This is a genomic window from Acidovorax sp. FG60 (assembly GCF_057808995.1).
Map to the genome: position 1 here is coordinate 37466 of NZ_JBMDJC010000007.1, position 26247 is coordinate 63712.

The 26247-nt window shown below is 64.9% G+C and carries 24 protein-coding genes; 5 read left to right on the plus strand and 19 right to left on the minus strand.

What is annotated here, in order from left to right:
• Positions 1-23: 23 nt before the first annotated feature.
• From ACODS0_RS11985 to ACODS0_RS11995, 3 genes are all read right to left on the minus strand, one after another.
• Positions 24-1367, minus strand: coding sequence for a PQQ-dependent sugar dehydrogenase (locus tag ACODS0_RS11985; RefSeq protein ID WP_488835141.1), 1344 nt, complete (start codon positions 1365-1367; stop codon positions 24-26).
• Positions 1368-1948: 581 nt separating this feature from the next.
• Positions 1949-2317, minus strand: coding sequence for a hypothetical protein (locus tag ACODS0_RS11990; protein ID WP_488835143.1), 369 nt, complete (start codon positions 2315-2317; stop codon positions 1949-1951).
• A gap of 181 nt (positions 2318-2498) precedes the next feature.
• Positions 2499-3497, minus strand: coding sequence for a DMT family transporter (locus tag ACODS0_RS11995; RefSeq protein WP_488835145.1), 999 nt, complete (start codon positions 3495-3497; stop codon positions 2499-2501).
• A 132-nt stretch (positions 3498-3629) separates the two neighbouring features.
• On the opposite strand from ACODS0_RS11995, the gene ACODS0_RS12000 reads away from it, so the two are divergent.
• Positions 3630-4520 (plus strand): LysR family transcriptional regulator, encoded by an 891-nt coding sequence (locus tag ACODS0_RS12000; protein ID WP_228894824.1) that lies wholly within the window; start codon positions 3630-3632, stop codon positions 4518-4520.
• 25 nt (positions 4521-4545) lie between these two features.
• On the opposite strand, the gene ACODS0_RS12005 is transcribed toward ACODS0_RS12000, so the two are convergent.
• From ACODS0_RS12005 to ACODS0_RS12015, 3 genes are read right to left on the minus strand one after another with little or no spacing between them, the layout of a single operon-like run.
• A complete protein-coding gene (locus ACODS0_RS12005; protein WP_488835147.1) occupies positions 4546-5190 on the minus strand; it encodes a DsbA family protein in 645 nt (214 codons plus the stop codon).
• Positions 5191-5193: 3 nt separating this feature from the next.
• A complete protein-coding gene (locus ACODS0_RS12010) occupies positions 5194-5469 on the minus strand; it encodes a hypothetical protein (RefSeq protein ID WP_488835149.1) in 276 nt (91 codons plus the stop codon).
• A 53-nt stretch (positions 5470-5522) separates the two neighbouring features.
• Positions 5523-6389, minus strand: coding sequence for an MBL fold metallo-hydrolase (locus ACODS0_RS12015; RefSeq protein WP_488835151.1), 867 nt, complete (start codon positions 6387-6389; stop codon positions 5523-5525).
• Between the two features lie 124 nt (positions 6390-6513).
• Here ACODS0_RS12015 and ACODS0_RS12020 point away from each other — a divergent pair, with 124 nt between their 5' ends.
• On the plus strand, positions 6514-7407 hold the full coding sequence (locus ACODS0_RS12020) for a LysR family transcriptional regulator (RefSeq protein WP_488835153.1): 894 nt from the start codon (positions 6514-6516) through the stop codon (positions 7405-7407).
• A 273-nt stretch (positions 7408-7680) separates the two neighbouring features.
• On the opposite strand, the gene ACODS0_RS12025 is transcribed toward ACODS0_RS12020, so the two are convergent.
• From ACODS0_RS12025 to ACODS0_RS12035, 3 genes are read right to left on the minus strand one after another with little or no spacing between them, the layout of a single operon-like run.
• On the minus strand, positions 7681-8673 hold the full coding sequence (locus ACODS0_RS12025; RefSeq protein ID WP_488835155.1) for a Bug family tripartite tricarboxylate transporter substrate binding protein: 993 nt from the start codon (positions 8671-8673) through the stop codon (positions 7681-7683).
• Between the two features lie 45 nt (positions 8674-8718).
• Positions 8719-9090: an AtuA-related protein gene (locus ACODS0_RS12030; protein ID WP_488835157.1), complete on the minus strand. Its 372-nt coding sequence runs from the start codon at positions 9088-9090 to the stop codon at positions 8719-8721.
• 11 nt (positions 9091-9101) lie between these two features.
• Positions 9102-10466, minus strand: a complete 1365-nt coding sequence (locus tag ACODS0_RS12035) for an acyclic terpene utilization AtuA family protein (RefSeq protein WP_488835158.1) — start codon at positions 10464-10466, stop codon at positions 9102-9104.
• Positions 10467-10574: 108 nt separating this feature from the next.
• Between ACODS0_RS12035 and ACODS0_RS12040 the strand changes: the two genes are divergently transcribed.
• Complete coding sequence (locus tag ACODS0_RS12040) at positions 10575-11468, plus strand: LysR family transcriptional regulator (protein ID WP_488835160.1); 894 nt, start codon at positions 10575-10577, stop codon at positions 11466-11468.
• 88 nt (positions 11469-11556) lie between these two features.
• Here ACODS0_RS12040 and ACODS0_RS12045 read toward each other — a convergent pair whose 3' ends face one another.
• From ACODS0_RS12045 to ACODS0_RS12065, 5 genes are all read right to left on the minus strand, one after another.
• Complete coding sequence (locus ACODS0_RS12045) at positions 11557-11949, minus strand: VOC family protein (RefSeq protein ID WP_218299508.1); 393 nt, start codon at positions 11947-11949, stop codon at positions 11557-11559.
• A gap of 281 nt (positions 11950-12230) precedes the next feature.
• Positions 12231-14435, minus strand: coding sequence for an ATP-binding protein (locus ACODS0_RS12050; protein WP_488835163.1), 2205 nt, complete (start codon positions 14433-14435; stop codon positions 12231-12233).
• Complete coding sequence (locus tag ACODS0_RS12055; RefSeq protein WP_488835165.1) at positions 14420-15640, minus strand: hypothetical protein; 1221 nt, start codon at positions 15638-15640, stop codon at positions 14420-14422. Before ACODS0_RS12055 ends, ACODS0_RS12050 begins: the two co-directional genes overlap by 16 nt.
• Before the next feature lie 127 nt (positions 15641-15767).
• Entirely contained in the window at positions 15768-16238 is a 471-nt protein-coding gene (locus ACODS0_RS12060; protein ID WP_488835167.1) for a hypothetical protein, read from the minus strand.
• A gap of 23 nt (positions 16239-16261) precedes the next feature.
• Positions 16262-17134: a hypothetical protein gene (locus ACODS0_RS12065; RefSeq protein ID WP_488835169.1), complete on the minus strand. Its 873-nt coding sequence runs from the start codon at positions 17132-17134 to the stop codon at positions 16262-16264.
• 221 nt (positions 17135-17355) lie between these two features.
• On the opposite strand from ACODS0_RS12065, the gene ACODS0_RS12070 reads away from it, so the two are divergent.
• Positions 17356-18339 carry a PhnD/SsuA/transferrin family substrate-binding protein gene (locus ACODS0_RS12070; protein ID WP_488835171.1) on the plus strand — a complete coding sequence of 328 codons (984 nt, stop codon included), beginning with the start codon at positions 17356-17358 and terminating at the stop codon, positions 18337-18339.
• A 526-nt stretch (positions 18340-18865) separates the two neighbouring features.
• Positions 18866-19462: a lipocalin family protein gene (locus ACODS0_RS12075; protein WP_121506751.1), complete on the plus strand. Its 597-nt coding sequence runs from the start codon at positions 18866-18868 to the stop codon at positions 19460-19462.
• 257 nt (positions 19463-19719) lie between these two features.
• Here the strand turns inward: ACODS0_RS12075 and ACODS0_RS12080 are convergent, their stop codons facing one another.
• From ACODS0_RS12080 to ACODS0_RS12100, 5 genes are read right to left on the minus strand one after another with little or no spacing between them, the layout of a single operon-like run.
• The gene (locus tag ACODS0_RS12080) at positions 19720-21339 is read right to left on the minus strand and encodes an ABC transporter ATP-binding protein (protein ID WP_488835173.1); all 1620 of its coding nucleotides are present in this window, start codon (positions 21337-21339) and stop codon (positions 19720-19722) included.
• An 11-nt stretch (positions 21340-21350) separates the two neighbouring features.
• A complete protein-coding gene (locus tag ACODS0_RS12085) occupies positions 21351-22421 on the minus strand; it encodes an ABC transporter permease (protein ID WP_436129995.1) in 1071 nt (356 codons plus the stop codon).
• Positions 22418-23299, minus strand: a complete 882-nt coding sequence (locus ACODS0_RS12090) for a hypothetical protein (protein WP_488835440.1) — start codon at positions 23297-23299, stop codon at positions 22418-22420. Before ACODS0_RS12090 ends, ACODS0_RS12085 begins: the two co-directional genes overlap by 4 nt.
• Positions 23296-24327: a microcin C ABC transporter permease YejB gene (locus tag ACODS0_RS12095; RefSeq protein ID WP_055401810.1), complete on the minus strand. Its 1032-nt coding sequence runs from the start codon at positions 24325-24327 to the stop codon at positions 23296-23298. The genes ACODS0_RS12090 and ACODS0_RS12095 overlap by 4 nt, the downstream gene beginning before the upstream one ends.
• An 18-nt stretch (positions 24328-24345) precedes the next feature.
• A complete protein-coding gene (locus ACODS0_RS12100; RefSeq protein WP_121422674.1) occupies positions 24346-26172 on the minus strand; it encodes an extracellular solute-binding protein in 1827 nt (608 codons plus the stop codon).
• Positions 26173-26247 lie beyond the last annotated feature (75 nt).

Genomic DNA, 26247 nt, shown 5'->3' on the forward strand with positions numbered 1-26247 from the left:
AGGGCCGAGCACCTACGCAGACGTCATTCGGACCGCACCACGCGCCAGACCACGTTGCCCACGTCGTCGGCCACCAGCAACGCTCCCTTGCCGTCCAGCGCCACGCCCACGGGCCGGCCATAGGCATCGCCGTCCTTGCTCAAGAAGCCCGTCAGAAATGGCTGGGGAGGCCCCGAGGGGCGCCCGTCGGCAAAGGGCACGAACACCACGTTGTAGCCCGTCAGCTCCTTGCGGTTCCACGAGCCGTGCTGGCCGATGAACGCGCCGCTGGCGTAGGCGCCGGGCATGCGGGCGTCGGAGAACGCCAGGCCCAGCGGCGCAACGTGTGAGCCCAGGCCAAAGTCGGGGGCGATGGCCTTGGCCACCATGTCGGGGTTGGGCGGGTTGAAACGGGTGTCCACATGCTGGCCCCAGTAGCTCCACGGCCAGCCGTAAAAGGCGCCATCCTTCACCGAGGTGAGGTAGTCGGGCACCAGCTCGTTGCCCAACTCGTCGCGTTCGTTCACCACCGCCCAGAGCAGCTTGCTCTGCGGCTCCCAGCCCAGGCCGTTGGGGTTGCGCAGGCCGGTGGCAAACAGCCGCTTGCTGCCAGTCTCTACATCCACCTCCCAGATGGCGGCGCGGCCCTCTTCCGCCGCCATGCCGTTGTCGCCCGCATTGCTGTTGGAGCCCACGGTGGCATACAGCTTGCGGCCATCGGGGCTGGCGATGATGTTCTTGGTCCAGTGGTGGTTGGCCCCGGCAGGCAGATCGGTGACCCTGACGGGTGCCGTGTTGACCGAGGTCTGCCCGGTTTCGTAAGGCACCTTCACCACACCGTCGGCCGTGGCAATGAAGAGCTGGGTGCTCACCAACGCCATGCCAAAGGGCGAGAGCAGGTCTTGCATAAAGGCGGTGCGCACATCCGCCACGCCGTCACCGTCCGTATCGCGCAGCAGCGTGATGCGGTTGGCGCTGGGCGTGCCAGCACCAGCGCGTTTCATCACCAGGCCCATGGCCAGGCCACGCAGGCCGTCGGAGTGCACGTTTTTGGCGCCCTCTGCAGGCGGCGGCTTGTTGCTTTCAGCGACCAGCACATCGCCATTGGGGAGGGTGTAGACCCAGCGGGGATGGTCCAGCCCACGCGCCAGCGCCGTGACCTTGAACCCCTCAGGGGCCTGCGGCTGGGTGCCCTGCGGCCAACCCTGTGCAGGTGCGATGTTGAAGGTGGGCACCAGGCCACTCTTTTCCGGTGCGGGCAATTGCGGGTTCGGACCCAGGCCGGGGCCAGAGGTGGCCGGCTGGGCCAGGGCCAGAGCCATGGACCCAGCCAGGGCCAACGCCAGCGGCCCCTGGGTGAAGCGGTGGGAGCAGAGGTGCGTTTTCATCAACGCAGTATGGGCGGCCCGATTTGCGGGCAGCTGTAGGCCAGTGCCGTCAGTTCCGCATGTGATGGCGGCGTGTGATGGCGGCGTGCGCACCGTGCACCCACATAGAGGCAGCGGGCACACAATGCCGCGCCGATTTTCGTCTTTGTAGCCTTGGATGCCCCCTGCGCCGCGCCAAGGGCATGGTGGCCAACTGGCCCAGCGCGTGGGAAAGGTTGTCGGTGCTGCCGCCGGACCCTGTGCTCGCTTGAACGGGCTGGCGGGAGGTGCGTTTTGACCTCGGGCCGGACTTGGGTTCGGATCATCGGTCGGTGGTGGTGCAACTGACGGAATCGCCGTAGTGCACACCACCCGAATACTATTGATTTGATAGCTTTAAGCGCTTATCCATCAAGCGCTGGATACCTTTTTCGGCATAATTTCTGCGGAGGCGTTCCTCTACGGCCTGCGAGCACAACGGGCCGTTCACGCTGAGCCTTCCCAATCACCTGGTGGGCCATTGACAGGCGCAGCCCGAACGGATTTGCGCCATCTACCCCCATCCAGCACGATGTTCCCGGCGGGGGTAAGTTGTGGCGCCCTCAACAGCCGTTCGCGTGCACGGCAGTGCCTGGGTTGAGCTTCTGGCACGCTTTGACCTGGTTGGATTTGACCCGGTTATCCACCCAAATAGTGATGTGCGGATCCGTGGCCTGATGGCAGCCTTTTTCGACCTCGACCACACCACACGAGTCCAGAATCTGGCTGGCCAGGGGTGCGCCGGAACTGCGGTCCTTCGCATTGTTGAGGAACGCCTCAATCTGAGTCTGGGTGTAGGGCTGCCCGGTGGCGCCGTTGTTCACATCGTTGTTGTTGGGTTGATTCCACTGAGGCTGGAATACATAGGTCGGCCTCGCAAAGGCTGTGCCGCACAGCAGCAACACGCAGACCGCAGTCATGAATTTTTTCATTGCCAAGTTCCCCTTCATGCCTACTCTGTGACGATTTTCGGCGCCCTCGGCTTCATCACGTGTTGATGAAGTGAGCGCATGGTGGCGCCACCAAAGCGGTTTGGCGATTACAGGAAATTACAGCGAAGCTGCTCCCAAACGTTTGGCGCATTTCACACATTGAGCGTGGGAGCGGGCCTGATCAGCGACTTGCGGTGATGGAGCCCGGAGTACCCACCCCCTTCGAGCGGGGCCGCCGAATCGTCCACAGCGCCACAGCCATCAGCCCCACGCCGCCCAGTTGGATGGGGCTGAGCGTGCGGCCATACACCACCCAGTCCACCAGCACCGCCGTGAGCGGGTACACAAACTGCAGCACCGCAATGCGCCCCAACCCCAGGCGCGACATGCCAGCAAACAGCACCACATACGCCAGGCCGGTGTGCAGCACGCCCAGGCCCAGCAGCCAGACCCACGCGGCGCCCTGCTGCGGCCAGCCCAGCACAAAGGGCGCCCACACCAGCGCCACCGCGCCCACCAGGCACTGCCACAGCGCCATGGCAAAGGGGCTGATGGTTTTCTGCGTGTTGGCGAGCAGCGTCACGCCCGCATAGCAGAGCGAACCGCCCAGGCACATCAGCACGCCAGCCACATAGCTGCCGCCGCCGGTGCTGCTGGCCGCTGCTACACCTGCGGTGCCGTCGAGCAAGCCCGTGGTCAGCACCAGCCCGCCCAGCGCGGCCAGTGTGGCCAGCCACTGCGTGGGCGCCACGGCCTCGCGCAAGAACAACGCGCCAAAAACGATGACCCAGATGGGCTGGATGTGAAAGATCACGGTGGCCACGGCAATCGATGTGCGTGGGATGGCTGCAAAAAACAGCGCCCAGTTGAGCACCATGAGCACGCCCGTAGCGCAGGCCACCCAGCGGGCGCGGCCGTGCAGAAAAAGTTGCTGTCCCCGCCCCGTGGCCAGGCACCAGGCCAGCAGCGCCAGTGCACCGAATGCGCAGCGGAACCACACGGTGACCAGCGGGTGCTGGCCCGCCTCTTCCACAAACACGCCGATGGTGCCCAGCAGCACGCCACCGGCGACGAGCAGCCACTGGCCGTCGCGCTCGCGGGTAATGGCATTGGCATTGACGGGCAGCGGTGTGGTGGCCAAGGAAGGCGATGCGACGGTGCTGGCTTTGGAGTGGTTCATGCCGCCGATGCTCACGCTTTACAGGCATCCTGTAAAACGGATAAATCGAACAGCTACCATTCGATAAACGAATTTACCAACCCACCGAGAGCCCCACCACTGTCATCACTGGTCCGACCGATAAAGGCCCCCATGAACTACCCAGACTTTCAGATCGACTGGCTGCGTGCCTTTGTGGCCGTGGTGGATGCAGGCTCGCTCTCGGGCGCGGCGCCGCTGGTGCACCGCTCACAGTCGGCCGTGAGCATGCAGATCAAGAAGCTGGAGGCCGCTCTGGGTCGCCCGGTGCTGCTGCGCGGGCCGCGCCACCTGGAGGTGACGCCTGCGGGGGCCGAGCTGCTGTCGTATGCGCGCCGCGTGCTCGATTTGCAGGCTGAGGCACATGCCGCATTGTTTGGCCCCAAGCTGGCGGGCCGGGTGCGGCTGGGGGTGCCCGACGACTATGCGTCGGCCTACCTCACGCCAGTGCTGCGCAGCTTTTCGCACCGCTACCAGGGGGTGGAGATTGAGCTGACGTGCGAGCAGTCCACGTCGCTGATCCCGCGTGTGGTGAAGGGCGAGCTGGACCTGGCGCTGGTCTCGCAAGACAAGCCGCAACGCGGGCGCTTCTTGTTCGACGAGCCGCTGGTGTGGGTGGGGGCCGCCCAGTTCGAGGCCTGGCGGCGCGACCCGCTGCCGATTGCGGTGTATGAATCGGCCAGCATGGCCCGGCAGGCCACCCTGGCCGCGCTGGGCACGCGGCGGCGGACCTACCGCATCGTGTACCACAGCTCCAGCCTGGCGGGCCAGCTGGCTGCTGTGGAGAGCGGTTTGGCGGTGGCGGTGCTCACGCGGTGCAGCGCCCCGGCCCATTTGCAAATCTTGCAGAACCTGCCGGCGGAGTTTGACCTGCCGCCGCTGGCTTCGATGAACGTGGCGGTGCTGCGCAGCAAGGTGTCGCTGCGCTCACCGGCCGTGGATGCGATGTATGAGCAGATGGTGCGAACCTTGGGCCGACGGGGCGAACTCCTGCCCAAGGCCTGAGCGCTGGCTCCTTCCGTTCAGGGCCTCAGGCCCCCAGGATGTGCTCTACCAGTTTCTCGCGCGGCCCCAGCAGCGCATCGCCTCCGATCAACCGCAGCGCACCGCCCTGCCCCTTCACCACCAATTGCGGCACGCCCCGGGCACCCACGGCACGCAGCGTGGCCTGGGCGCGGGCTACGCGCTCGGCCACCACGCTGTGCAGTGCGGCGTCGGGTGCCAGCGTCAATGCGGCGGCATCGGCCAGGCCCAAAGCCCGCAACAGGTCCGCCAGCACCTCCGGTTCTGCGGTGTCGCGGCCTTCCACATAGCGTGCGTGCTGCAGCGCGTGCAAGGCTCCCAGTTCATGCGCAGGCGCGGTCTGCGCCACGGCAGTCAGCGCGAGGGTGGCAGGGCCTGAATCAAAGCGACCGGACGCAGCACCCAGAATTTGATCGCGGTAGGCCTGCGTGAAGGGCTGGCCTGTGAGCTGCTGGATGCGCTGGTCGTTGGACCAGGCATAGGCGGCAAACTGCGCGTCCATGGGCCGTGCGCCTGCGCCTGCAAACAGACCGGTGGGGGCCAGCACCACCTCGACACCCTCCTGTGCTTGCAGGAACTTGAGCGCGGGCGTGGCGGCATAACACCAGCCGCACAGGGGGTCGAACAGGTAGGTCACGGTGACGGTGGGCATAGGTCAGGTTCTTTCTTGAGGGTCTGATGTTTCGGACGCAATCAGTGCGGCTTCAAACGCCGCAATCTCTTCGGCCAGCGTGCCCCGGCTGCGGAAGTGGCGGGCGGCGCGGTCGTACCAGTTTTCCGCGTCTTCCAGGTCGCCCTCTTGCAGGTGCAGAATGCCGTGCAGCCAGGCGCCGAGCATCGTGCCGTCGTGTTGCACCAGATCGTGCGCCGCGTTCCAGCGCCCGGCGTGCAGGTGCTGCAGGACTTGTTGGAGCGGGTGTGTAGCGGTCACGATCTGGTTCCTTTCTTTCAACAACTTGCTTTGACAGCTTTCAGCACGTCATCTCACCACTTCATCTCGCCCTTGTTGACCTTGGCGCCGATGTCTAGCGACAGGCCCATGGGCGCTGCGGGGTAGGCCTTCTTCATCGCGTCGATGAGTTCTGCGCTGGTCTTGGTGGCGGCGGCGTTTTTCTCAAACGCTTGCAGGTAGCCCTTGGTGTAGCTGATGTTGGCAGCGTCCAGCGTGCCACCCGAGGGCATGTGGCCGGGCACCACCACGGTGGGCTGCAGGGCGGCCATTTCGTCGAGCTGGGCCACCCAGGCGCTGCGTTCCGCCACCGTTTGCGTGTCAGCCGTCCACACGTGGGTGTTGGTGCCAAACACGCCGATGGTGCCCACCACGGCCTTGATGGATGGAATCCACGCATACGGGCGGTGCGCCAGCAGGCCGGTGGTACCACGGATCTCCACGGTCTGGCCGTCCACGCTCAGCGTGTTGCCGCTGATGGCCTTGGGCAGCACGGGCGTGCGCGGTGCGTTGGCGCCCATCTTGGGGCCCCAGAAGGCGAGCTTGCCAGCCAGCTTGGCGTTGATCTTCTCCAGCACGGCGGGCGTGGTCACCACGTCGGCCTTGGGGAAGATTTCTTTCAGCGTCTCGACGCCAAAGTAGTAGTCGGGGTCGGCCTGGCTCACGTAGATGGTCTTCAGCTCCTTGCCCGTGTCGAGCACGTTGGCAGCAATGCGCAGCGCGTCGGCACGGGTAAAGCCTGCGTCGATGACCATGGCTTCCTTCTCGCCATAGACCTGCGTGGAGTTGACGTTGAAGCTGTTGCCGTCGGCGTTGTAGACCTTGACTTGCAGGGGCTGGGCGGCCTGGGCGCCGGTGAAGGCAACGGCGAGGGTGGCGGCAATGAGGGTGGTGCGGAACATGGTGGTTTCTCCAGTGTGTTGAGCGGTGGTGCAGATGACGGAATGAAGTTTATTTGCGCCAATCGATCTAATAAACCCGATAATTCGCGCATATTTGTTTCTCTAATCGATCAAATAACCCCTTATGGACCGCCTGACTGCCATGCATGTGTTTACCGAAGTCGCCACCAGCGGCAGCTTCAGCGCCACGGCCGACAAGCTCGATATGTCGCGTGCCATGGTCACGCGCTATGTGGGCGAGATGGAGCAGTGGCTGCAGGCCCGCCTGCTGCAGCGCACCACCCGCAGCGTGACGCTGACCGACGCGGGCGAGCACGCGCTGCGCCGCTGCCAGCAGATGCTGGCGCTGTCGCAAGACCTGGAAGAAGAAACCGCCACCACCACCGAGGGCGCGCTGCGCGGGCAACTGCGGCTGACCTGCAGCGTGTCGTTTGCATTTGCGCAGATGGGCGCGGCGATTGCGGACTTTCTGGCGCAGCACCCGCAGCTCAAGATCGACCTGGACGCGAGCGAAGGATCACTGAACCTGGTGGAAAAGCGCATCGACCTGGCCATCCGCATCAGCGCCGAGCCCGACCCGTTGCTGATCGGCCGGCCGCTGGCGCGGTGCGATTCGGCCCTGGTGGCATCCCCCGCCTACCTGGCCGCCCACGGCGTGCCGCAGCAACCTGCCGACCTGGCGCAGCACCGGTGCCTGAGCTACGCCAACTTTGGCAAAAGCGTGTGGCAGCTGACGCGCGGCGAGGTGGTGGAGCGTGTGGGCGTGAGCGGCCATTTCAGCGCCAACGAGGCCACCACGCTGATGCGCGCAGCGCTGGCGGGCGGCGGCATTGCTATGCAGCCCACCTATCTGGTCAACCCGTATCTGCACAGCGGCGAGCTGCAGGTGGTGCTGCCGGGGTGGGAATTGCCGGTGATGACCATTTATGCGCTGTACCCGTCGCGCCGGCACTTGTCGCCTGCGGTGCGGGCGCTGCTGGATTTTTTGGTGGCCCGGTTTGCGGGGGTGCCGTGGTGAGGGATGGTCGCCCAGGCTGAGTTACTACTAATTTGATAGCTGTTAGCGCTTGTCCATCAGACGGTAGAGGCCCATTTGGCTTGGTTTTCTCCACACTTTGAAGGCGCGCTGACACACCCTCTCCCCTGGTGGGAGAGGGTTGGGGAGAGGGGGGAGCATGGGGCGCGGTGCTCGGAAAAAGAGCCCCCTCTCCCCCGCCCTCTCCCGCGAGGGGAGAGGGAGTGAAAACCCGGCGCAGCGCGTGTTACCCCCCGCCGCTACCAGGCCTTCGATTTACTCCGCCTCAATCCCCGCCGCCTTGATCACCTTGCCCCACTTCTGCGTCTCCGCAGCCTGGAACTTGACGAGTTCATCGGGCGTGGTGGTCCAGGCTTCGGAGCCCGCGTTCTCGAAGAAGCTCTTGGCCGCTGCGCTCTTGGTGGCGGCCGTGAGCAGCTCGTTGAGGCGCGCCACCACCGGCGCGGGCGTGCCTGCGGGCACGTAGGCCGCAAACCAGTAACCCATGTCGTAGCCCTTCACGCCCGCTTCGTCCAGCGTGGGCACATCGGGCAATTGCGCGCTGCGCTTTTGCGTGGAATAGCCCAGCGCACGCAGCTTGCCCGCCTTGACCTGCGGCACGCCGGTGGAGGTGTCGGTAATCATCAAATCGATCTGCCCGCCCAGCAGGTCGGTGATGGCCTGCGGGTTGCTCTTGTAAGGCACGTGGAGGATGTCCACGCTGGCCAGCTGCTTGAGCATTTCGCCCGCCATGCGGCTCGATGAGCTGCCGCTGCCAAAGCTGAGCTTGCCGGGGTTCTTCTTGGCAAAGGCCAGCAGCTCGCCCACGTTCTTGTACGGCGCGCTGGCGTTGACCACCAGCACCTGGCCTCCCTTGCCCAGGCCGGTGACAGGGGCGAAGTCCTTCACCGGGTCGTACGAGAGCTTTTTGTACAGGTGCTCGTTGGCGGCATGTGTGGTGTTGGTGGTGATGAGCACGCTGTAACCATCGGCCGCCGACTTGGCCACGGCCGACGCGGCGATCATGCCGCTGGCGCCCGCCTTGTTGTCGATGACCACGGGCTGCTTGGTGTCGTTGGTAATGGACTGGCCCAGCGCGCGTGCCAGCTGGTCGGTGGCGCTGCCCGCAGCAAAGGGCACGACAAAGGTGATGGCCTTGGTCGGATAGGCACCAGCCGCCTGGGCCAAGGCCGCTGGGGCGTGCAGTGCACCCAGCGCCAGTGCTGCAGCAGTGGCGAGCAGAGCGCGGCGGGGGGATGAATGGGTCATGTTGTCTCCTGGTGTTGGTATGGATGAAAAAGCGAAACTGGAGGTCTAGGCCGTGGGACCGCCAAAGTGCTGCGCCAGGTGCGCGGGCACGGTGACGGGCATATCGAGCAGCAGATAGCTCAGTGCCTTGCCGTGGCTGTCGAGGTTGAGCGAGTCGTTCACGCCGCCGTCGAGCACGTCGTCCAGCACGATGTTCATGGCCTGCAGTTGCGGCAGCAGGTAGCGCGTGACCCGGCGCGGGCGGCGCTGCGCAAACTGCTGCGCCACGGCTGCTTCCGTGACCTGTTCGACCAGCACATCCCACAGCGCGGGGTGCCAGGCGATGACGCTGATGTTGGAGCGGTTGCCTTTGTCGCCGGTGCGGCTGTGGGCCAGGCGATTCAAGGGAACAGTGACGGTAAGGTTTGTAGTGGTCATGGCTTGAGTCCTCAATCCACCATCTCGAAGTAAACGGACACGGCCTCGCGCGGCACCAAGCACGAGACGGTACCCAGGCGCGGCCGCATCGCCGTGCGCACGCCACCACCGCCCGCGGGGCCGCAGGTGTAGAGCGCGGTCACTTCGCGCACCAGGCGCTGGGCGATGGCGTGGTCGCGGTGTTGCAGGGCCACGCGCAGGCGCACATCGCGGGCTTCATCGTTGCTGTGGGCGGGGGCATCCAGCCAGCGGCTGGTGTCGTCGCCAAAGATGCTGGTCACGCCGATCAGGTCGATGCGCAGCGGGCCCAGGCCGCTCAATCGCTCGCGCAGCACCTCGCCCGCCAAGCGGGCACGGGCCTCTGCGCGCGGGCCGGCGTAGGAGATTTCGCCCTCCGCAAACCAGCCCGATTCAAAACACACGTTGACCTTGAGCGTGGCGGGCCGCGCATGGCCCTGCACGCCTTCCAGCCGCACAGCGTCGGCGCCCACCGTGGTCACGCGGGCGGTGGTGATGTCGGCCACCACATCGGGCGTGAGGTACGCCGCCGGGTCGTGCAGCTCGTACAGCAGCTGTTCCTTCACCGTGCGTTCGGTGATGCAGCCGCCCGTGCCCGGGGGCTTGGTGATGGTGCAGTGGCCATCGGCGTCGATCTCGGCGATGGGGTAGCCCAGTTGCGCCAGGCCCGCCACGTCCTTGTAGCCGGGATCGGCAAAGTAGCCGCCTGTGACCTGCGCGCCGCATTCCAGCAGATGCCCGGCCATGGTGGCGCGCGCCAGCCGGTCCCAGTCGTCCAGCGCCCACCCGTAGTGCGCCAGCGCGGGGCCCAGCACCAGCGATGGGTCGGCCACACGGCCACACACCACGATCTCGGCGCCTGCGCGCAGCGCATCGGCAATGGCCTGCGCGCCGATGTAGGCGTTGGCGCTGACGATGGGCTCGGTGGGCATCGCTGCGCCCAGTGCCCCCTGCAGCAGCGCGCGGTGTTCGGGGCCGCTCAGGTCGTCGCCCTGCAGCACGGCAATGCGCGGGCGGGCCAGGCCCAGCTCGGCCGCCAGCGCGTGGATGCGACGCGCGGCACCGTGCGGGTTGGCCGCGCCAAAGTTGCTGACGATGCGCACGCGGTGCGCCAGGCACTGCGCCAGCACGGGGCGCAGCAGGTCCACCAGCAGGGGTTCATAACCTGCATCGGGGTCAGTGCGGCGCGCCAGCTGGGCCAGCGCCAGCGTGCGCTCGGCCAGCGTCTCGAAGATGAGCACCGCAGGCTGGCTGCTGGCGATGAGCGCCTGCACCACGGGCAGGGCCGCGTCGGTGCGGTCGCCCGAGAAGCCGGCGGCGCAGCCCATCAGCAGGTTGGTTTTTTGGTCGTTCGGCATGAATCCGTTGTCTCCTGAGCGTGACTGTAGGAACATGGCGGTATTCTGTGAAATCGATTGTTACGATGAATCCATCTGAAAACCAGATGAATCACACCCCCCCCCCGCATGAGCGCCCCCCACCTCTCCAGCCGCCAGCTCGACGCCTTCCTCGCCCTGGCCGAGCAGCGCAGCTTCACGCGCGCCGCCACGTTGTGCCATTTGTCGCAGCCCGCGTTCAGCGCCCTCATCCGCGCGCTGGAGGACGACCTGGGTCTGCGGCTGTTCGACCGCAGCACGCGCCATGTGGACCTCACGCCCGAGGGGAAGAACTTTCTGGAATCCGCCCGCCGCATCCGCGCCGAAATCACCAGCGCCCTGGCCTCCGTGCGCAGTGCCGCCACACTGCAGCGCGGGCGTGTGGCGGTGGCGCTGCTGCCGTCACTGGCCGCAGGCTGGCTGCCGGGTGTGCTGGCACAGTACCGCGCGGCACACCCGGGCATCGAGATCGACATTGCCGACGTGCTGTCCGAGCCCTGCATCGACCGCGTGGCCAGCGGCCATGCCGACTTTGCACTGGCCGCCATCCGCGCCGACACGCCCGCGCTGCAGGCCGAGCCGTTTTGCAGCGACAACTTTTACCTGGTGTGCCCAGCCGACCACCCGCTGGCGCGCCGCCGCAAGGCGATCACCGCGCAGGACCTGGCCGCCTGGCCCTTCATCCACCTGGCGCGCACCAGCAGCGTACGCCAGTACCTGGAGGCCGCCCTGCACCCGCAGGCCATGCACACGCTGATGGAGGTGGAGCAGCTCGCCACCGTGATGGGCATGGTGCGCGCGGGCCTGGGCATCAGCGTGGTGCCTGCGCTCACGCTGTTCCACTTCGAGCAGCCGGGGCTGGTCACGCGGCCGCTGTCGCTGCCGGGGCTGACGCGGCAGATTTACCTGGTGCGGCGGCGGGACGAGAGCTTGTCGGTGGCGGCGCAGGCGCTGTATGCGCTGGTGATGGCGCAGCGGCCATGATTCACAGGCGGCAAAACGTACAAATTTGATAGCTATCAGCGCTTATGCAACAAGCGCTGGCGGCCAAATTTGCTTGAAATCCAGCCGCCTAGGTGGCGGCTGCGCGCGCATAGCTCACGGTCAGCATCTCCCACTGGTGCCCATCGGGCTCGTTCCAGTACACGATGCGGCCACCGTGGGCTGTGTCCACCTGGCTGTCCACGGGGCCGTGCACCGCGCTGCGGTACGGGATGCCCGCCGCCTGGATGCGCGCGAGGATGGCGTTGAACTCCGCATCGCTCACGCGAAAGCAGTAGTGGATGCGCGGAATGGGCTCGGGCCATTCGTCGAAGTCGATGGTGAAACCATCGTTCACGAACACAGGGGAAAACGGCCCCACGCCGGTTTTGGACCAGGGCACTCCGAGCAGTTCGGCCAGCAGCCGGGCGGCGGCCAGTTTGTCGCGGGCGGGCACCATCAGGTGATCGAGCTGGATGGGCATTGTCCAAACCTCCTGTAGAAGTCCAAGCCCTCGCGGCCTGGGGGGATCAGATGGCCGCAGTGTAGGGGCTGCCGCTGGGGTTCAACCCGCCAGCGGAAACTACCCCAGGAGCCTCTGCAGGAATCGAGCGGCACTGGTGCGCTGCGCATAGGGATGGGCTGCCAGGCGCAAAGCGCAGCAATAGCCGTAGCTATTGCGAACATTTGCTTGCGACGCAGACCGCCCGATCCGCAGATGTACACGGCGCGGTGATTCGTGCAGAGGCTTCCTCGGCTTCATGCTCACCCGCGACCCAGCACCGCCAGCTCTTGGTGCAGCAGCAACTCCACCTCCGCCGGTTCAAACTGGTCCTGCAGCAGCGGGATGGCAAAGCGGTATTCGCCGCCCTCGTGTTTGCGCAGCACATAGGCCAGCTGCAGGCGTGCCAGTGACTGGCGCAGGGCCTGCGCATCGCCCGCAATGCCGTGGCTTTGCAGCAGTTGGGCCAGGGTGACCAGGCTGGACTGCCCGGCCTGGGCTGTGTGGTAGACCACGATGCGGTCGAGGCGGCAGGCGGCTTCGTCGTGGCTCAGGCGGCCCCAGCCGGCCAAGGCGTCTTGCACGGCTTGCGAGGCCAGGGCCTGGGTGAGGTGGCGGGCTTCGATGACACGTTCGCCGGGCAACAGCGCCTCCAGGCATTCCTGGCACAGGATGGCCACCAGGTTGGCACGCTGGCCGCTGGCATCGATGAGGCGATCCACCAGTTTTTCGTTGTCAAAGCCCAGGCGCAGCTTGCGCAGTGGCTCGGTGGCCAGTTCGCGGCAAGCGGCGCGCTCCAGGCCGCCAATGGCCAGCACCTCGCCAAAGTTGCGCAGAGGGCTTTGGTAGTCGAGCACGGCCGTGGCATACAGGTCCCAAAAGCCCGCCAGCATGAACCAGCAGCGCCCCTCTTCGCTGAGCGCGCGCAGGGTGGACAGCTGCACGTAGCCGTTGGCCGATTCATCGCGGAAGAACAGGTCGGCCTCGTCGATCAGCAGCACCAGGCGCTTGCCCTGGTACTGCGCCTGCAGATGGTCCACGATGGCTTCAAGCGGCGTGTCGGCCGGCAGGCCAAACTGCAGCGCCATGCGCGGCGCCAGGCGGTGATCGCGCAGCGAGACGTAATGGCACACAGTGTGCGGATGGCCCGCCATGCGGCGCTGCACGGCCTTGAGCAGGCTACTTTTGCCGAGCTGGCGCCCACCCACCACCAGGTAGTTGGCGGGCTCGCGGTTGATGACACGCGCCAGCAGCTGGGCGCGGCCGAAGAAGGCGCCTTCGCGCGTGACGCCGCCGCGCGTCTGGTACGGCGAGATGCGGGTGATGCGCAGCTGCGCGGCCAGTTGGCGCAGCAGCGCTTGCAGCGCCTCGCCGCCGATCAGCCATTCGGTCTGGCTGGCGCTGTCCACCATCACATGCAGATTGGCGCGGTCGTCGGCATGGGCGCGCAGCAGCGGCCAGGGGGTATCCACGCTGTGCTCGCTCAGAATGAGCAGCACATCGCTGCCCGTCTGCGTGGCACGCAGCTGGCGCAGCACGGTGGCTTCGTCGATGCCGGGGGTGGGCACAAACACCAAACAACGGTCCAGCGACACGGGCAGGTCGGGCGGAAACTGCCACTCGAACACCTGGCCGGGCAGCGCCCAACCCGTGCTGGGCTGGCAGCGGGCCGACACGCGCTCGGCCAGCGCGCGGGCCAATGCCGGGGCGCGCTCGCCGCCCGTGGCCTGGGCGCAGGCCACGGCGCGGCGCCAGTCCACCATGCGAATGTCGGCAGCCAGCAGCGTGGGTTCCAGCCGCCGCAGCCAGCGCAGCAGCCGGTCGATCTGAGGCAGCCGCGCCAGCGGGGTGCGGCGCAGGCGCGCGGGCCGCAGCTGCCCGGCGCCGATCATGGGGTGGCGCACCACCCATACCACGGCGCCTGCGGCAAAGATCACGCCGCACCACAGGATGAGCGAGCGCAGCCAGCCGAACGGGTCTGCGTCGGGTGTGGGTTTGACGGGCTCGAAGTCGTCGGAGCTGCCTTCCAGGCAGTTGATGGGCAGGTAGCCCGGTGGAATGGGTGGGTTGCCGGGGCGGCACGTCCAGGTGTGGGTGCCGGGTTTGAGCTCCACCACCACCTGGGTGCCCGCCAGCTTGCCCAGCTCGGGGTTGTGGGCGATGTCGGCCTGCAGCACGTTGGGGCGCGGAGACGTTACGCGCAGCTGCGGGTTGGCAATGCGCGGTGCGTATTGGTGGATGTCCTTGGGCCAGCCATCCAGCTCGTTGCGCGCCTCGATCATGGCGACGCGCCACTGCACCAGCTCGCCCCACACCGGGCCTACATTGACCGACGCCAGGAACGAGCCCCGCGTGACCGGGTTGAGCTGCGGCGTGAACAGCGCGCTGGCCACGAACAGCGTGACCACCGCAATGACCACGGCACGCACCACGGCCCTGGAGAAAAAGGGGCTCAAGCGTTCGAGCATGCGTCCAGCACCATCAAGCCTGCATCGCGGATGGTGGCGCAGCGCCAGTGCAGCCGCGCCGCATCGCCCGTGCCGCGCACGTGGATGAGGTTGCCCCAGAACAGGCTGCGCAGTTCGTCGTCCTGCAGATAGGGCCGCGCGCGGCCCAGATCGTCGGCCTGCAGCAGCTGCTGCAAGCGCGTGCGCGTGGCGGGCGCCTGGGCCAGCGGCAAAAAGGTTTGCCACAGGCGCGGGCTGCTGGTCAGGTGGGTGCGCAACGCAGCAGACGATGCATGACCATCACCCACCCCTTGGTCTACCAGCCACTGCAACCCTTCTTCAAACAACGCGGGATGGCCGCCGCTGAGCGCCTGCAAGTCGGCCACCACGGGCTCGGTCCAGGTGTGCTCGGGCCAGCGGTGGCGGGCCAGTTGCGTGAGGTCGTCCAGCGACGGGTCGGGCCAGTGGTGGACCTGCGCAATGTTGAGCAGGGAGAGATCGCCACTGCGGTATTTGAGGTCGGCCAGAGCCTGCCCGCCGCACAGCAGCAGGTGCAGGCGGCCGCTGTGCATCTCGCTCAGGCTGCGCAAGATGCCCGCCAGGGTTTCGCGCAGTGCGGGCGTTCCCTGCTCAAAGCGGCTGACCAGGCAGAAGATGCGCTCACCCGCCATCAGGCGGCGCTCCAGCGCGGATTCAAACTCGTAGTCCGACGCCACATCGCCCAGGCCACATTGGCGGCCGATGGCGGCGAAGTATTCGGCGGGCACGGTGCTCACGCTGTAGGGCGGCTGGATGTGCAGCACCGAGCCTTCGCCGTACTGCGCGCGGGCTCGCTGCAGCAGCTCGTGCCGGAACGGCGGCTGGCCCCAGTGCGCGGGCGACAGCAGCAGCGAGATGGGGTATGGCACCGCCTGGGCCAGTTGCGCAAACACCTTGTCCTGGAACGCGGCGAACGGCTGCGCGCCGGTGGATTCGGCCTGCAGGGGAAATTCTGGTGCAAACCCGGCGGCGCTGAGCAGGCGGTTGGCCTCGCTTTCAGTGAGGCGCAGGTAGCGGGTGCAGGCCACCAGCTTGTCGCGCGAGCGCGGGTTGGGCACCGAGATGCCGTTGCGCCAGTTGTTCACCGCCTCACGGCTCAGGCCGATCTCGGTGGCCACGCCGGAGGCGCTGGCGCGGATGCGGCGCATGTAGACCGACAGAAGATCGGCAAAGGAATGGGGGGACATGGAGTTGTGGACTAACAAAGGCTGGTACACCGAGCCAAAACCAAGGGCAGCGAAAAACATGGGGATGGTGGGCAGGCATTGTCAGCCTTGCCAGACCGCTGCCATCCCACTGCGCACTGCGGATGCGCTACGCCAGGCGCTGCACCATGGGCCAGGCCTTGTAGCTGGCGAGGCCACAGGCCGTGAGTACCGGGCTGTACAGCACCATGGCGCCGACCACCGACATCAACCAGCCGGGCTCTTCGTACTCCTCGGTATCGTCGGCCTTGGCTGTCGCGCCCTCCTTCAAGGGCTCCTTGCTGCGCTCCTCTTCTTTGCCCTCGCCCGAATCGCCGGTCATCTCCTGCACCAGCATCACTGCCACCACCAGCAGCGAGATGGCCAGCAGCGCCAGGTAGCCGTATTGCAGCGCGGGCTGCGTGAGCGGATAGAAATAACCCGCCAGCAGCGCGGCCGGGGCCAGAAAGAACACGTGCATCATGAGCCTGTACCAGGGAAAACCGTCCGCCGGCCTTTCCAGCGCCCCCATGACCATGCGGTAGGTCAGCGCCCCCAGCATAAAGATCACCCCACCCCACCATTCGATTTGCGTCAGCATGTTGTTGTTCTCCGGAAATTCTTTTACTGGGGTGCCATCACCGTGGCGGGGCCGTCGTCGCCAGGCTGGTCGGCGTCATCGTCTCCGTCGTCCCCGCGCAGCTCCTTGTGTTCGGTGGCCATGTAGTACAGCGGCAGCGCCACGGCCAGAACCAGCCCCAGGCCCATCCACAGCCAAAAGCCTTTGAACAGCAACACGGTGACCACCGTGAATGCCACCGCATGCACCAGCCCCTTGAGCCCGGCGCGCAGCAGCAGCACGGCAATGAGGCCCTGCATGGGCGATTTGCCGCTCTTGCCCATGGCCTGCGCCATTTCCACGAAGGCCTCGGCCGCCTCCCGGGCCTCGCGCATGCGCTTTTCCTCCTGCTGGCGCAGCTTGGCCACGGCAAGGGGCTTGGCCGGGTCTTTGGAGCAGGCATAGGGGTCATCGGCCTCACCCCCCTCCTCGCCGCCGTTGCCCTGCACTTCGCCACCATGCTGCGCAGGCTCTACCACTGCGCGCCACTGCGGGTTGGCGTCCATGAATGCCTTGCGCGACACCCACTGGCCCTGGTCGAAGTGCATGCGCTCGGTTTCCCCCACCTGGTCGTAGAAGATCTCCAGCACTGCAGCCCGCAGGCCCTGGTCAAACAGGGCTTCGAGCTGGCGCAGCGGTGGTGGGTCGCTCGTACCCGTGTCGAACTGGAGCAGAAGGTGCGTGGAAGCGGCAGATGCCGACGCATTGAACCATTCCGCATCCCACAGGGACTCCAGGTTGGCGGCCCCCAGCTTGTCCGCCCAGCGTTGGGCCTGTTCCGTGTTGTCTGAGCACAGGTATTGGTACGTGAGCTGTGCGAGCTTCAGCTTGATCGGATCTTCGAAAAACAGTTGCAAGGTCAGGGTGTTTTGCGACATGGGAAACGCTGTTCACAGCGGTAGGCATTGCGATGGATTGGAATTGTGTGGGCCAGGCCCGCGCATGTCCCCTGCGGGCTTGTCCATGCCGGGGCGGCGCGAGGTTGACAAAACGTCCACCGGCAAGGGTCGCCAAGGCGCTGATTGTCACAAAACGTTCATGCATACTGGCCGACCCGCGCGCGGAGCGCGCTTTCACCACAATTGGAGGGAAAACAACGATGCGATTCGATACCCGCTTTTTTGCACTGCTGTCTGGCACCGCGCTGATGCTGGGCCCGGTAGCTGCGCAGACCGACCGGGCCGCGCCTGCCCGCGCCACCGCAGCCACCCCGGCCGCCACGAGCTTTGCAGGCAGCCCGCGCGAGAAACTGGTGGTGGCCATGCCCAAGACCTATGCCAAAAGCGAAACCATGCTGCTGTGGGGGGACTACTTCAACCACCTGGCGCGCTGCGGCAACATTGATCTGCAGAATCTGCAAGGCGAATCGCTGGAGAAGAGCACCAACATCGATGTGCTGGGCGAAAAGGAACTGATCGACAGCCTCCTCAGCGGCAAGGCACAGCTGGCGCAGGTCAACCCCGGCCTGGTGCCCCAATTGGTGGGCGCTGGCCAGCCTGCCCCGTTTGGTGTGCCCGGCAACAAGGCCAGCGGCAAACGCAATTCCTACACACTGATCCTGATCTCGCGCGTGGACAGCCCTTTCACCAAGCCGCAGGATCTGGTGGGCAAGAAGATTGCCCACTCCACACCCACCTCCAACTCCGGCAACCTGGCGCCGCGCGCGCTGTTCCCGGCCATCGGGCTGGTGCCGGACCAGAACTACGAGGTGGTGTTCTCCAACGGCCACGAGCGCTCGGTCACAGGCGTGATGCACGGTTTCTACCCCGCCGCAGCCGTGGCCAGCGATTTGTACCAACGCATGGTGGTCAAGGGCGATGTGAAGGGCTCCAGCATCCGCACGCTGTGGGAGAGCCCACCCTTCATGACCGAGACCTGGACGCTGGGCAAGGACGTATCGGCCGAGCTGCAGGCCCGCGTGAAGAAGTGCTCGTACAGCTACAGCTTTTCGCCCAAGCTGCGCCAGCTGCTGCCAGGCAATGACACCTTTTTGCCCATCAATTTCGAGCGCGACTTCGCGACGGTGATGGAGGTCTACACCAAGACGCAGAAGGCGCAGGCTGCCAAGGCTGCCGCCAAATAAGTCCCGGTGTCAAAAGCGTCTATCGCCGCCCCCGCAAGCCGGACTCTGGTTTGCGGGCTCAGATGGTGCAGCAACAGATTGCCGCCATAACACGACAGAGCCAGGAAGAACAGGTCGCCCGGCACCAGCAGACCCTGGCAAGCAGGGATGCAAACACGAAAACAGCGCCGGTACCGGAAGGCCGTCGTACCCCTGGCCTGGTGGAAGCCATCAACACTCTTGTCTGAATGCGGCCACTCAGGGGGACGCATTGCGAGAAGTGCGCCGCGGCAAATGCCATCAACTCCATCTCCGACAGCGCTCCAGAATGGTGGCCTGGATAGGTACGGAACCACGGCAGCGCCACCACACCGATGCACATCCTGCCGACAGCCGCTGCCAGCGCGCGCCTACACACCGGCCCCCTTGCAGAGCCTACAGTGGATCGCACGAACAGCCGCTGCGCAGTGCACATTCCGTCAGGTGCCATAAGGTGACGTCAGGTGCAACGGCAGCCCCGGCAGCAACCCCAGCAGGAGCAAGCCCCATGCGCATTCACACCCCACCCCGTGCCCATTCGCCCTGGCCGCTGATCGTCGGCGCTGCCGCAATGATGGCGTTGCTGGCGCTCACGGCCTGTTCCACGCCCCGCGCGCCCGAGGGCATTCAGCCCGTTACGGGGTTTGACGCAGACCGCTATGCAGGCCACTGGCACGAGGTGGCACGCATCGACCACGCCTTTGAGCGCGGCCTGACCCAGACCAGCGCCACTTACAGCCGCAACGCCGACGACACGATCAAGGTGGTCAACCGAGGCTACGACCCAGTGCGCAAGGAGTGGAAGCAGGCCGAGGGCACGGCGCGCTTTGTGGATGAGCCCACGCGCGCTGCGCTCAAGGTGTCGTTTTTTGGACCGTTTTACGGCGGCTACAACGTGGTGGCGCTCGATGAAAACTACCAGTGGGCCATGGTGGTGGGCTCCAGCACCGATTACCTGTGGATCTTGTCACGCACGCCCACCCTGCCCTGGCATGTGCGCGAGCACCTCATGGAGCGGGCACAGACGATGGGTGTGGATGTGCGCAAGATTCTGTGGATGCCTGCCGCCAGCGAGCAACACGCCAAGCGGGCCGTGATGACCTGAAAAGCTTCAACACCAGCAAGCGCAAATCGCTATATTTTTGATAGCTATTCACGCTTACCTAATAAGCGCCAGGGATCCTCTGCACGAATCGAGCGGCAAGTGTGCGCTGCGGATCGGGAGGGGCTGCAAGGCGCAAAACGCAGCGATAGCCGCAGCTATTGCGAGTATTTGCAACGCGGCAGACCGCCCGAGCCCGCAGATGCACGCGGCGCGGTGATTCGTGCAGAGGGTCCCTTGATGCCATTTCTATTCAAATATCAGCCGATACCCGGCACGGTGGCCGCCGCCACCAGGCGCTGGGTGTAAGGGTGTTGTGGTGCATCCAGCACGTCGTTCACGCTGCCACCTTCCAACACCGCGCCGTCCTTCATCACCACCACGTCGTGCGCCATGGCGCGGATCACATCCACGTCATGGGTGATGAGCAGGTAGCTCAGGCCCTTTTCTTTTTGCAGCCGCTGCAACAAGCCCAACACCTGCTGCTGGATGGTCACGTCCAGGGCGCTGGTGGGCTCGTCCAGCACCAGCACCTGCGGCTGCACGATGAGAGCCCGGGCGATGGCCAGGCGCTGGCGCTGGCCGCCTGAAAATTCATGCGGATAACGGTCCAGCAGACGGGGGTACTGTGCTTCGGCCAGTCCCACCTCTTCCAGCGCGGCCTCGACGCGCATGCGGCGCTGGGCCACGGTCAGTGTGGGCTCGTGCACCTTCAAGCCCTCGCCCACGATCTCTTCGACCGTGAGGCGCGGGGACAGCGACGAAAACGGGTCTTGAAATACCACCTGCACGCGGCGGCGCAGCTGCTGGTTGGCGGGGGTATTGCGCATGGCTGGTTGCTGCCACGCCTGCCCCCCGACCTGCAACTGGCCGGCGTAAGGCAAAAGCCCCAGGATGGCCTGCGCCAGCGTGGACTTGCCCGAGCCGGACTCGCCCACCACCCCCAGCGTCTGGCCGGGCAGCAATTGCAGCGTGGCGCCCTGCACAGCCACAAACTCGCCCTTTTTGAACCAGCCCTTGATGCCGGGCAGCGGCGTGGGGTAGACCACGCGCAGATCCTGCGTCTTCACCACCGGGGCAGTGCCTGCGGGCGGATCGGACTCGACCACATCGCGGCGGGGTTGGCTGGCAATCAGGCGGCGCGTGTAGGCGTGCTGGGGTGCACCAAACACCTCGGCGACGGGGCCCTGCTCTACCAGCACGCCCTGCTCCATCACGGCCACGCGGTCGGCAAAGCGGCGCACCAGGTTTAGGTCGTGCGTGATGAGCAGCACGGCCATGCCCGTCTGGCGCTGCAGATCACTCAGCAAGTCCAGGATCTGGCCGCGCAAGGTCACATCCAGCGCGGTGGTGGGCTCGTCGGCCAGCAGCAGCTTCGGGCTGCTGGCCAGGGCCATGGCAATCATCGCGCGCTGGCGCTGGCCGCCTGAGAGTTGGTGCGGGAAGCTGTTGGCCCGGCGTGCAGGCTCGGGGATGCCGGTCTGGGCCAGCAGCTCGATGGCAGCCTGCGCGCACTGGGCGCCGGTCAGGCCTTTTTTGAGCTGTAGGATTTCGGCAATCTGCAGGCCGATGGTCATCAGCGGGTTGAGCGCGGTCATGGGCTCCTGGAACACCATGGCGATGTCGCCACCACGCACGCCGCGCATCTCGCGCTCTGTCAGCGCCAGCAGGTCGCCCCGCCCTTGCAGCGTTGCCTGCCCGGTGATGGCGGCATTGCCCGCCAGGCGCAGCAGGCTCAAAGCGGTGATGGTTTTGCCCGAACCAGACTCGCCCACCAACGCAAGCTTTTCGCCTGCGGCAATGCTGAAGTTGACGCCCCTCACCACTTCTTTGGGGCCAAAGCGAACGTGGAGGTCCTGAACCTGCAACAAAGGGGTCATGGCCGTAGGGGTCACTGGTCGGCCTTTCGGGGGTCCAGGGCATCGCGCAGCGCATCGCCCATGAAGGTCAGCAGCAACAGGGTGGTGACCAGCACCGCAAAGGTAGACAGCGAAATCCACCACGCGTCAATGCTGTTCTTGCCCTGGTTCAGCAGTTCACCGAGCGACGGCGTGCCCGGCGGCACCCCCAGGCCCAGGAAGTCGAGCGAGGTCAGCGCCAGGATGGCGCCACTCATGCGGAAGGGCAAAAAAGTGACCACGGGCGTCAGGCTGTTGGGCAGGATGTGGCGCCAGATGATCTGGCTGTTGCTCACCCCCAAGGCCCGGGCAGCCTTCACATAGTCGAGCTGGCGGTTGCGCAGGAACTCGGCGCGCACATAGTCGGACAAACCCATCCAGCCAAACAGCGACAGCAGGATGAGCAGCAGCGCAATGCTGGGCGCGAACACGGCGCTGAAGATGATGAGCAGATACAGCTCGGGCATGGAGCCCCAGATCTCGATGAAGCGCTGAAACGCCAGGTCGGTCTTGCCGCCAAAGAACCCCTGGATGGCCCCGGTGAGCATGCCCAGCAGTACGCCGGTGATGGTGAGTGCCAGACCAAACAGCACACTCACACGAAATCCGTACAGCAGCTGCGCCAGCAGGTCGCGCCCCCGGTCATCCGTGCCCAGCCAGTTGTCGGCTGTGGGGGCCGACGGGTTGGGCGCCTTGGCAAAGTAGTTCAGCGTGTTGGGGCCGTAGGGGTTCAAGGTGTACAGCGCCCAGTTGCTGCCTGCGGTAATGCGCTCCTTGATGAAGGGATCGAGGTAATCGGTGGGGGTTTCGAAGTCTCCCCCGAAGGTCTTTTCGGAGTAGTCCTTGAGCATGGGAAAGTAGGTCTGCCCCTCATAACGCACGATGAGCGGCTTGTCGTTGCTGACCAGCTCGGCACACAGGCTCACCAGCACCAGGGCGCAGAAGATCAGCAGGCTCCAGTAACCCAAGCGGTTGCGCTTGAAGCGCAGCCAGGCGCGGCGGGAGGGGGAGAGCGAAACGGAACCGGCGTTCCTGTCTGGATGCCCATTAGTTGATGCAGTCATGCGGACACCAATTGCCATTTACCAGCAGCGGTGAGCACAACATTGCTACGCCCCTGTCTTCTGAACGTCATGATTTCAACCTCTCCGGTGCTGCGCATGGCTGCTGAATAAACCCAACGCTTCTCGCCGTGGGGGTCGATCATGATGGAACCATGGCGCACACAGCCCAGTTGTGGAACCACTGCGTGTTGGGCACGTGTTGAGCAGGAAGGCATTTGCAACGGCAATCCCTCTACATCGCTCATGGATTGCTCAAGCCTGTGCAGCAGCGCGGTAGTTCTTTCAGGGGTACATCCAATTGTTAGTTGTTGCAACCATTCATCGGGTCCGAACTCAATCAACGGGCCACCAGGTGGAGTGAAGAAGTCAGTGACTAACAAGCTCAGGTAGTCGTCGTCTGAGAGCAGTCGATCAAACAGCGAAACATCGCCCGTTCTCTGATACGACGCTGCCCAAAGGACGCCAAGCACCATCTCGGACAACCCAATCCACACACTCACATCCGGTTGGCATTCCGTTGCCAAATTCCATTGGCCGCTGCGAACAGCGTCATAAAACTTCTGCCCCCTGAGAGTAACGGCGCAGCGCAGGTTAAGAAACTCCAGATCGTTGCTACACAATCCTTCCTGCATGACGAATTTGGCAAACTCTGGGTGCTTCAATTGACTTAATACAACCACCCAGCGTGCAATGGCGGCAGCAAATACCTGCTCATCCAAGGCCACAAGCTGCGGGGCCAGCTTCTTGCATTTAGCGCGAAATTTCTGACTGGAGTCGCACAACGGAAAAACCTTCCACAGAACGTCCTCTTGCAGTGGTGAATGGTTGATGCAATCGTCTCGCATGTTCAAATCTTCACGCCTCAAAATCGCAGTCAATCGAATTTGACGCGCGGGTCCACCCACACGTAGCACAGGTCGCTCACCAGCTTGGTCACCAGCCCGATCAGTGTGAACAGATACAAAGTGCCCAGCACCACCGGGTAGTCGCGACGGATCACACTCTCATAGCTGAGCAAGCCCAGCCCATCCAGCGAGAACAGGGTTTCGATGAGCAGCGAGCCCGCAAAAAAAGCACCGATGAACGCAGCCGGGAAGCCAGTGACGATGGGAATAAGGGCATTGCGGAACACATGCTTCCACAGCACCTGCCGCTCGCTCAAGCCCTTGGCGCGGGCGGTGAGCACATACTGCTTTCGGATTTCTTCGAGGAACGCGTTCTTGGTCAGCATGGCCGTCACAGCAAAACTGCCCAGCACCATGGCCGTGACGGGCAGCGTGATGTGCCACAGATAGTCCACGATGCGCGCGCCCCATGTCATTTCATCCCAGTTGGCTGAAGTAAGCCCGCGCAATGGAAACCATTGCAATTGCCCACCAAAAATGACCAGCAGCGCCACGCCCAGCACAAAGCCGGGAATGGCATAGCCCACCAGAATGAGCAGCGTGGTCACCAGATCAAAGCGTGACCCGGCGCGCACCGCCTTGGCCACGCCCAATGGCACGGCCACGAGGTAGCTGATGAAAAAAGTCCACAGGCCCAGGCTGATGGAAACCGGCAGTTTCTCCTTCACCAGTTGCCACACATCCTTGTTCTGGAAAAAGCTCTTGCCCAGATCAAACCTCGCAAACTGTCCCAGCATCTGCAGGAAGCGCTCATGGGCAGGTTTGTCAAAGCCGTACAGCGCCTTGATCTGCTCCAGCCGTTTGGGGTCAACGCCCTGCGCGCCCCGGTAGCTCAGGCCGCCCCCCTCGGCGCCGCCACCGCCCACACCGGCCTTGGCCTCGGCCATGTACTGCTCCACCGGGCCGCCCGGCACGAACTGGATCACCACAAAGGTCAGCAAGAGCACGCCCAGCAGCGTGGGCAGCATGAGCAAGACACGTTTGAGAATGTAGGCAAACATGGGTGGGCGGTCTTATGGCTATTTCTTGTCTGGCGCGGTCTGGGGAGGAATACGCGCCCACCACGTGTCGATGACCCAGCCTTCGCCGCTGGCGTAAGGCGGCACCGTGGCCGGCCGTGCCAGCCGCCAGGCGTTGTAGGCCATGCGGTGTGTGCCCGCCGTCCACTGCGGAATGAGGTAGTGGCTGTGCGCAATGATGCGCTCCAGGGCGTGGCAGGCGGGAAGCAGTTGCGCCTCGGTCTTGGCGGAGGTCATGGCCTTGATCATCGCGTCCACCGCCGGGTTCTTGACGCCCGCAAAGTTGCCGGAATCCTCCACGTCGGCCGCCTGGCTGCCAAACATGTCGGCAAACTCCTGGCCCGGGTTGTTGGTGCCCTGGTAGGCAATCGAGGTAATGTCGAAGTCGAACTTCTGCAGACGCTGCTGGTACAGCGCAAAGTCCACTGACCGAAACCGCAAGGTGACACCAATCTTTTCGAGATTGCGCATCCAGGGAGTGATGGTGCGCACGCCGCCTTCATTGCTGTCCATGTATTCGAGCACCATGGCCTCGCCCTTGGCGTTGCGCAGGGCACCGTCGCGCACCTCCCAGCCCGCTTCCTTGAGCAAAGCCTGCGCCCGCCGCAGGTTGGCCCGCAGTGAGGAATCGCCATCCGTGCGCGGGGGCACCGTCATCGGGCCAAACGCGGCAGCCGGAATGTCCTTGCGGTAGGGCTCCATCAGCGCAAGCTCCTCGGGCGAGGGACTGCCCTTGGTTTCGCACGCCGTGTTGCCAAACAGGCCGTTCACCCGCTGGTAAGCGCCATAGAACATCTGGCGGTTCATCCACTCGTAGTCCATGGCCAGGCCCAGGGCCTCGCGCACGCGCGCATCCTGCAGCAAAGGCCGGCGGGTGTTGAGCACATAGCTCTGAAAACCCGAGGGGAGCTTGTGCACAAACTCGCCCTTGACGAGTTCACCCGTATCGAACTTCTTGCCCGTAACACGTCGGGCCCAGTCGCCCGCGCTGAAAAACCGCATGAGGTCAAACTCGCCCGCCTTGAGGGCCTCCAGCCGCGCAGTGTTGTCCTTGTAGATCTTGACAAGGATGTTGTCGAAATTGGCCGTGCCCTTGCGCACGTTCAGGTCGCGCGCCCAGTACTGCGGGTCGCGCACATAGGTGATGTCCTTGCCAAAACGCACCGGGCCGATTTTGTAGGGGCCACTGCCGATGGGAATATCCATCACCACCTGGTCAAACGGCTTGGCCTTGCCGTTCTCGACGCCCCAGTCGCGGCTGAACACCGGCAGGCCACCCACGGTGAGGGGCAGCTCGCGATTGGGCAGCTTGAAGCGGTAACGCACGGTGCGGTCGTTGATCACATCCACGCCCGCCACCTCGATCAGCAGCGTCTTGTAGGCAGGGGATGTGAAGGGGCCCACCAGCGTGTCGTAGCTGTGCTTCACATCCTGCGCCAGCACGGGCTTGCCGTTGTGAAAACGCGCCTCCGGCCGCAGGCGGAAGGTGGCGGACAAACCATCGGGGGCAACTTCCACATCTTCTGCCAGCAGACCATAACCGGTGGCGGTTTCGTCCATCGAACCGGCGAGCAGCGAATCGAACATCAGCGACGACAAATATGCTGGCGCGTTGCCCTTGATGGTGAACGGGTTGTATTTGTCGAAGGTGGAAACCCGCAGGTTGCTGACCAGCCGCAGCTCGCCGCCTTTCGGCGCATCTGGGTTCACATACGCAAAATGCGCAAACCCGGCGGGATAACGCGGCTCGCCCCACAGGGCATACCCATGTGCAGCCCATGCAGGAACCGCACACCCCATCAGCAAAAAAGTCAGCCAAAACCGCATGCGACAATTCTGCACTACGTTCGCCGGGCCCCGCTGCAGATCGCGCATACCCACATGCGCCAGGCCGCCCGCCGA